Raw genomic sequence first — 3,071 nt, forward strand, 5'->3', positions numbered from 1 at the left:
TAAGACGGTGAAGCGTCTTGGGGTTATATGGTCAAGCCTCACGGCTCATTAGTACGCGTAAGCTCAATGCATTGCTGCACTTCCACACCGCGCCTATCAACCACCTAGTCTTGATGGTGCCTTAAGGAGAGTCAAGCTCTCGGGAGATCTCATCTTGGGGCGTGCTTCCCGCTTAGATGCTTTCAGCGGTTATCACTTCCGTTCGTAGCTACCGGGCAATGCCATGGGCATGACAACCCGAACACCAGCGGAACGTCCACTCCGGTCCTCTCGTACTAGGAGCAGCCCCCCTCAAATCTCCAACGCCCACGACAGATAGGGACCGAACTGTCTCACGACGTTCTGAACCCAGCTCGCGTACCACTTTAAATGGCGAACAGCCATACCCTTGGGACCGGCTACAGCCCCAGGATGTGATGAGCCGACATCGAGGTGCCAAACACCGCCGTCGATATGAACTCTTGGGCGGTATCAGCCTGTTATCCCCGGAGTACCTTTTATCCGTTGAGCGATGGCCCTTCCATACAGAACCACCGGATCACTAAGACCTACTTTCGTACCTGCTTGATCCGTCGATCTCGCAGTCAAGCACGCTTATGCCTTTGCACACAGTGCGCGATGTCCGACCGCGCTGAGCGTACCTTCGTGCTCCTCCGTTACTCTTTGGGAGGAGACCGCCCCAGTCAAACTACCCACCATACACGGTCCCCGATCCGGATTACGGACCTAGGTTAGAACGTCAAGCACTTCAGGGTGGTATTTCAAGGATGGCTCCACCGAAACTAGCGTCTCGGTTTCATAGCCTCCCACCTATCCTACACAGAAGAACTCAACGTTCAGTGTAAAGCTATAGTAAAGGTTCACGGGGTCTTTCCGTCTTGCCGCGGGAACGCTGCATCTTCACAGCGATTTCAATTTCACTGAGTCTCGGGTGGAGACAGCGCCGCTGTCGTTACGCCATTCGTGCAGGTCGGAACTTACCCGACAAGGAATTTCGCTACCTTAGGACCGTTATAGTTACGGCCGCCGTTTACTGGGGCTTCGATCAAGAGCTTCGCCTTGCGGCTGACCCCATCAATTAACCTTCCAGCACCGGGCAGGCGTCACACCCTATACGTCCACTTTCGTGTTTGCAGAGTGCTGTGTTTTTGATAAACAGTCGCAGCGGCCAGGTTACTGCGACCCCTCGATGCTCAGTCACGCACGTGACCACACCAAGGGGCGCACCTTCTCCCGAAGTTACGGTGCCATTTTGCCTAGTTCCTTCACCCGAGTTCTCTCAAGCGCCTTGGGATTCTCACCCTGCCTACCAGTGTCGGTTTACGGTACGGTTTTTCTACAGCTGAAGCTTAGTGGCTTTTCCTGGAAGCGTGGTGTCAGTCACTTCGTCCTCTTAAGGACTGGTCTCGGTGCTCGGCGTATGTGATCCCGGATTTGCCTAAGATCACCGCCTACCGCCTTTCCCCAGGACAACCAACGCCTGGTAGACCTAACCTTCTCCGTCCCCACATCGCACTGTAGAAAAGTGCAGGAATATTAACCTGCTTCCCATCGACTACGCATTTCTGCCTCGCCTTAGGGGCCGACTCACCCTGCGCCGATGAACGTTGCGCGAGGAAACCTTGGGCTTTCGGCGGGGGGGCTTTTCACCCCCCTTATCGTTACTCATGTCAGCATTCGCACTTCCGATACCTCCAGCAAGCCTTACGACTCACCTTCACAGGCCTACGGAACGCTCCTCTACCGCGTACAGATCAAAATCCGTACACCCCGAGCTTCGGTGCATAGCTTAGCCCCGTTAAATCTTCCGCGCAGACCGACTCGACCAGTGAGCTATTACGCTTTCTTTAAAGGGTGGCTGCTTCTAAGCCAACCTCCTGGCTGTCTATGCCTTTCCACATCGTTTTCCACTTAGCTATGACTTTGGGACCTTAGCTGCGGGTCTGGGTTGTTTCCCTTTTCACGACGGACGTTAGCACCCGCCGTGTGTCTCCCGTGTAGCACGTGTTGGTATTCGGAGTTTGCCATGGTTTGGTAAGTCTCAATGACCCCCTAGCCATAACAGTGCTCTACCCCCAACAGTGTTCGCACGAGGCGCTACCTAAATAGCTTTCGAGGAGAACCAGCTATCTCCGAGTTTGTTTAGCCTTTCACTCCGATCCTCAACTCATCCCCATCTATTGCAACAGATGTGGGTTCGGTCCTCCAGTGCGTGTTACCGCACCTTCAACCTGGTCAAGGATAGATCACTCGGTTTCGGGTCTACTGCCAGAGACTATTCGCCCTATTCAGACTCGGTTTCCCTTCGCCTCCCCTATACGGTTAAGCTTGCCACTGACAGTAAGTCGCTGACCCATTATACAAAAGGTACGCAGTCACCCTTGCGGGCTTCCACTGCTTGTACGTATACGGTTTCAGGGTCTATTTCACTCCCCTCTCCGGGGTTCTTTTCGCCTTTCCCTCACGGTACTAGTTCGCTATCGGTCAGTCAGGAGTATTTAGCCTTGGAGGATGGTCCCCCCATGTTCAGACAGGGTTTCACGTGCCCCGCCTTACTCAATTTCATGCCACGCACCCTTTCGTCTACCGGGCTATCACCGTCTACGGCCCGCGTTTCCAAGCGGTTCGACTAGAATGTGCGACACTTTTGGGCTAGTCCGCGTTCGCTCGTCGCTACTGACGGAATCTCGGTTGATTTCTTTTCCTCCGGGTACTTAGATATTTCAGTTCCCCGGGTTCGCTTCGCATAGCTATGTATTCACTATGCGATACCGCTTGCGCGGTGGGTTTCCCCATTCGGACATTGCCGGATCAAAGCTTGTTGCCAGCTCCCCGACACTTTTCGCAGGCTGCCACGTCCTTCATCGCCTCTGACTGCCAAGGCATCCACCGTATACGCTTAGTCGCTTGACCATATAACCCCAAGTCGCCTCGGGGCCTATTCGCACAAGCCACTTCGTTTCGCCTTAACACTTGTCTTGGGTTCGGTTACGAACCAAGACGCTTGTCACTCGTTTACAGATTTTCAAAGAACACCTGACCGGCCTCAGCGCCGGTAGGCTTCAAAATAA

1 rRNA gene is annotated in these 3,071 nt (G+C 54.0%); it reads right to left on the reverse strand.

What is annotated here, in order from left to right:
• Nucleotides 1-27 precede the first annotated feature (27 nt).
• A 23S ribosomal RNA gene (locus FHS47_RS19505) occupies nt 28-2,913 on the reverse strand.
• Between the last annotated feature and the right edge of the window lie 158 nt (nt 2,914-3,071).

It is taken from the genome of Luteibacter sp. SG786, assembly GCF_011759605.1.
In the GTDB taxonomy this organism is placed as follows: Bacteria; Pseudomonadota; Gammaproteobacteria; order Xanthomonadales; family Rhodanobacteraceae; genus Luteibacter.